This window comes from Streptomyces yangpuensis, from assembly GCF_001005295.1.
Taxonomy (GTDB): Bacteria; Actinomycetota; Actinomycetes; order Streptomycetales; family Streptomycetaceae; genus Streptomyces; species Streptomyces yangpuensis.
The window spans coordinates 1-4,354 of record NZ_LBMK01000001.1 but is presented as its reverse complement, the minus strand read 5'-3'; the positions used below and the strand labels follow the sequence as shown (position 1 = coordinate 4,354).

The following is a 4,354-nucleotide window of genomic DNA, read 5'->3' as shown; positions in this document are numbered from 1 at the left end:
CCCCAGCCGAAGCCCCCGCACCGGGCCAAGCCCCCGGCCCGGGCCCCGGCACGGGACCCGGCACGGGCCGAGCCACCCCGATCCGCCGAGCCGCCCGCAGGGTCCGCCGTACCGCCGCCGTCCTGGCCGTCCTCGCCACCGGCGCCGTCATCCTCGCCGCCCTGAACTCCGGCACGCGCCACGGCCACCTCGACCCCCGCTCCGCCGACCCCTCCGGCAGCCGCGCCGTCGCCGAGCTCCTCAAGGACCGCGGCGTCACGACCCGCGTCGTCACCACCGCCCGCGAGGCCGCCGCCGCGACCGGCCCCCGCACCACCCTCCTCGTCACCGACCCGGACCGCCTCGGCGCCACCCAGCGCAGCGTCATCCGCTCGGCCATCGACCTCTCCGGCGGCCGCACCGTCCTCCTCGCCCCCGGCGACCACAGCCTTTCCGAGCTGTCCCCCGGGGTCCGCACCGCCGGCGACGCCCCCGACGACGTCCTCGCCCCCCGCTGCGACCTGCCCGCCGCCACCTCGGCCGGCCGCGCCGCCACCGGCGGCAACCTCCGCTACACCACCGCCCTCCCCGGAACCGAAGCCGAAACCGGAACCGGTCCCGGAGTCACCGCCTGCTACCCCAGCAGCGGCCGCCCCACCCTCCTCGTCCTCCCCACCAGCACCACCGGCGGCGACACCGTCCTCCTCGGCTCCGAGACGATCCTCCTCAACGAGAGCCTCGCCGAGGAGGGCAACGCCTCCCTCGCCCTCCAGCTCCTCGGCTCCCGCCCGGACCTCGTCTGGTACATGCCGTCCCTCGCGGACTCCGACCCGTCCGCCGGCTCCGGCGAGGCGGACAAGAGCCTCTTCGAACTGGTCCCGGCCGGCTGGTCCTGGGCCCTGCTCCAGCTCTTCGTCGCCGCCGTCCTCGCCGCCCTGTGGCGCGCCCGCCGACTGGGCCCCCTCGTCACCGAGAAGCTGCCCGTCGCCATCCGCGCCTCGGAGACCACCGAGGGCCGCGCCCGCCTCTACCGCAAGGCCGGGGCCCGCGACCGCGCCTCGACCGTGCTGCGCGCCGCCACCCGCGAACGCCTGGCCGCGCTGGTCGGCGTACCGCCCGCCCAGACCCACGATCCGGCCGCCCTCGTCCCGGCCGTCTCCGCCCGCCTGACCGGCGAGCCCCGGGACGTGACCGCCCTCCTCTTCGGCACCGCCCCTTCCGACGACGCGGCGCTCGTCGCGCTCGCCGACCACCTCGACGCCCTCGAAAGAGAGGTCCGCACGTCATGACGTACCCGGCCACCGAGTCCACGGCCGCGACCACGGCCGCGACCGCGGACAGCGCCCGCGCTTCCCTCGAAGCGCTCCGCACGGAAATCGGCAAGGCCGTGGTCGGCCAGGACTCCGCCGTCACCGGTCTCGTCGTCGCCCTGCTGTGCCGCGGCCACGTCCTCCTCGAAGGCGTCCCCGGCGTCGCCAAGACCCTCCTCGTACGGGCCCTGGCCGCGTCCCTGGAACTCGACACCAAGCGTGTCCAGTTCACCCCCGACCTGATGCCCAGCGACGTCACCGGCTCGCTCGTCTACGACGCCCGCACCGCAGAGTTCTCCTTCCAGGACGGCCCGGTCTTCACCAACCTCCTCCTCGCGGACGAGATCAACCGGACGCCCCCCAAGACCCAGTCCTCCCTCCTCGAAGCGATGGAGGAGCGCCAGGTCACCGTCGACGGCACCCCCCGCAAGCTCCCGGAGCCGTTCCTCGTCGCCGCGACCATGAACCCGGTCGAGTACGAGGGCACGTACCCCCTCCCCGAAGCCCAGCTGGACCGCTTCCTGCTCAAGCTCACCGTGCCCCTCCCCTCCCGCGAGGACGAGATCGGTGTCCTGAGCCGGCACGCCGCCGGTTTCGATCCGCGTGACCTGAAGGCCGCCGGCATCCGCCCGGTGGCCGGCCCGGCCCAGCTCGAAGCGGCCCGCGAGGCCGTCTCCCGGGTCTCCGTCTCCCCCGAGATCGCCGGCTACGTCGTCGACATCTGCCGCGCCACCCGCGAATCGCCGTCGCTGGTCCTCGGCGTCTCCCCGCGCGGCGCGACCGCCCTGCTGGCCACCGCCCGTGCCTGGGCCTGGCTCACCGGCCGCGACTACGTCACCCCCGACGACGTCAAGGCCCTCTCGCTGCCGACCTTGCGCCACCGGGTCCAGCTGCGTCCGGAGGCGGAGATGGAGGGCGTCACGGCCGACGCCGTCATCACGGCGATCCTCTCCCACGTCCCCGTCCCGCGCTGATGGCCCTCACCGGACGCGCCGCTCTGCTGGCGGCCCTCGGCAGCATCCCGGTCGGCGTCCTGGAGCCGAGCTGGGCGGGCATGCTCGCGGTCAACAGCCCGATCGCGCTGGCCTGCGCGATCGACTACGCCCTGGCCGCGCCCGTACGCAGCCTCGTGCTGGGGCGCTCCGGAGACACCTCCGTCCGCCTCGGCGAGCCCGCGAACGTCCACCTCACCCTCACCAACCCGGGCGGCCGCACCCTCCGGGCCCGCGTCCGTGACGCCTGGCCCCCGAGCAGCTGGACCCCGGGCACGGAGGCGGCGGCCTCCCGTCACGAGCTGGTCGTCCCCGCCGGTGAACGCCGCCGCCTGACGACCCGCCTGCTTCCCACCCGCCGCGGCGACCGTCACGCCGACCGTGTCACGATCCGCTCGTACGGCCCGCTGGGCCTGTGGGCCCGCCAGGGCTCCCAGGTGGTCCCCTGGGCGGTCCGGGTCCTGCCCCCGTTCACGAGCCGCAGGCACCTCCCGTCCCGGCTGGCCCGCCTGCGCGAACTGGACGGCCGCACCAGCCTGCTGACCCGCGGCGAGGGCACGGAGTTCGACAGCCTGCGCGACTACATTCCCGGCGACGACACCCGTTCCATCGACTGGCGTGCCACGGCCCGCCGCCCCAAGGTGGCCGTCCGCACCTGGCGTCCCGAACGCGACCGGCACATCCTGATCTGCCTGGACACCGGCCGTACCTCGGCGGGCCGTGTCGGTGACGCTCCCCGCCTGGACTCGGCGATGGACGCGGCCCTGCTCCTCGCCGCCCTGGCCACCCGCGCCGGCGACCGCGTGGACCTCCTGGCCCACGACCGCCGCCCCCGCGCCCAGGTCCAGGGCCGCGCGGCGGCCGACGTCCTCCCGTCATTCGTGAACGCGATGGCCACCCTCGAACCGGAACTGGTCGAGACCGACTCCCGCACGCTGGTGTCCACCATCCTCCGCAATGCCCCGCGCAGGTCCCTGGTAGTCCTCCTGACGAGCCTGGACGCCGCCCCCGTCGAAGAGGGCCTGCTCCCGCTCCTCCCGCGCCTCACGAAGCGCCACACGGTTCTGCTGGCCTCGGTGGCCGACCCGCACGTCGCGGCGATGGCCGGCTCCCGGGGCGACGTGGACGCGGTCTACGAGGCCGCGGCCGCCACCCAGACCCAGGCCCAGCGCCGCCGCACGGCCGACCAGCTCAGCCGCCACGGCGTCCACGTCGTCGATGCCACCCCCGACACCCTGGCCCCCACCCTGGCCGACGCCTACCTCTCCCTCAAGGCTGCGGGCCGCCTCTGAGGGGCTGTCCGAATGGATACCCTGGCAGGGCGCCCCACCAGGAGGACACATGGCTGACTTCACCCCCGAGCAGATGCGCCGCATGCACGACTTCGCGGAACAGCTCGCGGAGCTGGCCGAGCACCACGAAGACCAGTGGAAGGTGCAGACCACCGACGGTCGGATCTTCCTCACGATGATGAGCCCCACGGCTCCCCACGGACTCAACGTGGTGCGCCTGCGCCGCCAGATCGAGGCTCAGACGCCAGAAGTCATGGCCTTGAACGACACGAACATGGGCGACGCGCACACCGGCCTCACCAAGGTTCCCGATCTCATGGTCGTCGCGGAGGAGGACACCGACGACACGGCGAAGGCCGTCAACTCGCGTGACGTCCTGATGGTGGTGGAGGTCGGCTCACGGACGAACTCACTCACCGACATCCGCGACAAGCTGTACGACTACCCCAGAATGGGAGTCCCGCTGTACGTCGTCGTGGATCCCCGCAAGGACAAGAAGACCGTCACCGTGCACAGCGACCCCTCAGCGGGGCCGGACGGCATCCGCTTCCGCAAGTCGTTCCCCTACGCCTTCGGCGACAGCGTCACGGCCGGCCGCTGGACGCTCGACACGAGCAGCCTGAAAAGCTATCCCGCCGACTGGTGATACGGACCCCCGGCTCCGAACCAGCCGACAAGCCCCGTGAACGCAGAAAAGCCCCGTGAACGCAGAAAAGCCCCGCACCATGACGGTGCGGGGCTTTCCCACAATGATTGTTCGGCGGCGTCCTACTCTCCCACA

Annotated in this window: 4 protein-coding genes; all 4 read left to right on the top strand. The window is 73.5% G+C overall.

All coding sequences use genetic code 11. The features are described from left to right. Positions 1-80: 80 nt before the first annotated feature. From AAT21_RS00020 to AAT21_RS00005, 4 genes are read left to right on the top strand one after another with little or no spacing between them, the layout of a single operon-like run. The gene (locus AAT21_RS00020) at positions 81-1,268 is read left to right on the top strand and encodes a DUF4350 domain-containing protein (RefSeq protein WP_046775459.1); all 1,188 of its coding nucleotides are present in this window, start codon (positions 81-83) and stop codon (positions 1,266-1,268) included. Then, positions 1,265-2,263: an AAA family ATPase gene (locus tag AAT21_RS00015; RefSeq protein ID WP_046774691.1), complete on the top strand. Its 999-nt coding sequence runs from the start codon at positions 1,265-1,267 to the stop codon at positions 2,261-2,263. The genes AAT21_RS00020 and AAT21_RS00015 overlap by 4 nt, the downstream gene beginning before the upstream one ends. After that, positions 2,263-3,573 (top strand): DUF58 domain-containing protein, encoded by a 1,311-nt coding sequence (locus AAT21_RS00010; protein ID WP_046774690.1) that lies wholly within the window; start codon positions 2,263-2,265, stop codon positions 3,571-3,573. The genes AAT21_RS00015 and AAT21_RS00010 overlap by 1 nt, the downstream gene beginning before the upstream one ends. Positions 3,574-3,622: 49 nt before the next feature. Further along, on the top strand, positions 3,623-4,219 hold the full coding sequence (locus AAT21_RS00005; protein ID WP_052757598.1) for a Uma2 family endonuclease: 597 nt from the start codon (positions 3,623-3,625) through the stop codon (positions 4,217-4,219). Positions 4,220-4,354 lie beyond the last annotated feature (135 nt).

Excerpts from the sequence above, each read along its gene's own strand:
- AAT21_RS00015 (WP_046774691.1), top strand. The coding sequence starts at position 1,265 with ATGACGTACCCGGCCACCGAGTCCACGGCCGCGACCACGGCCGCGACC.
- AAT21_RS00010 (WP_046774690.1), top strand. The coding sequence starts at position 2,263 with ATGGCCCTCACCGGACGCGCCGCTCTGCTGGCGGCCCTCGGCAGCATC.
- AAT21_RS00005 (WP_052757598.1), top strand. The coding sequence starts at position 3,623 with ATGGCTGACTTCACCCCCGAGCAGATGCGCCGCATGCACGACTTCGCG.